The sequence below is a fragment of the Vibrio sp. D173a genome, assembly GCF_030248475.1.
Genome location: NZ_JAHGAH010001461.1, coordinates 1 through 741 on the forward strand (window position 1 = coordinate 1; position 741 = coordinate 741).

1 protein-coding gene is annotated in these 741 nt (G+C 44.3%); it reads left to right on the forward strand.

Annotation, left to right across the window (positions count from 1 at the left end; all coding sequences use genetic code 11):
* On the forward strand, nt 1-579 hold a 579-nt coding region (locus KIV40_RS34080), incomplete at its 5' end, for an endonuclease I family protein (protein WP_285353866.1).
* Between the last annotated feature and the right edge of the window lie 162 nt (nt 580-741).

Below are 741 nucleotides of genomic sequence, written 5' to 3' on the forward strand. Positions count from 1 at the left end.
AGCAGTAACGGTATTCTGATGTATACCGGCCGCTCACAGTTGAAAACAGTTACCAGCAGCGGCAATAACGATGGTGATGCTTGGAACCGTGAGCACAGTTACCCTAAATCGAATGGTGAGTTCAATGATAGCCGTGCTGCGGCATACACCGACATTCACCACCTTCGCCCAACAGATGCGTCTATTAACTCTGAGCGCGGCAACCTAGAATTTGACAATGGTGGTTCGCCAACTTCAGAGTCTCCAGAAGCGGGTAACTTAAAAGATGGCGATTCGTTTGAGCCTCGTGATGAAGTGAAGGGTGATGTTGCTCGTATGATGTTCTACATGGCAACACGCTATGCAGGCAAAGATACCAGCGATGTATCTAACCCAGACCTTGAACTTGTGCCAAGCGTAACCAATAACGGCACTGCTTTAGGTAACGTTTGTGTACTTCTGGAATGGAATGAGCAAGACCCAGTTGATCACTTTGAATTCAACCGCAACAGCAAAATTCAAAAGATTCAGGGCAACCGTAACCCATTCGTAGATAACCCTCATTGGGTTGATACCATCTTCGAGAAAGATTGTAAGTAATCTAAGAAAAACGATATGAGGCGCCTAGTGCGCCTCTTCTTTATGGGGCTCATTTAAATAGTAAATAAGTGGAAAGACTTGCCTTTCTAATCTCTTACTGCACAATACACATCCTATTGTTCTCTTCAATACGGTTACGATTTACGTATGTTACTTATCATC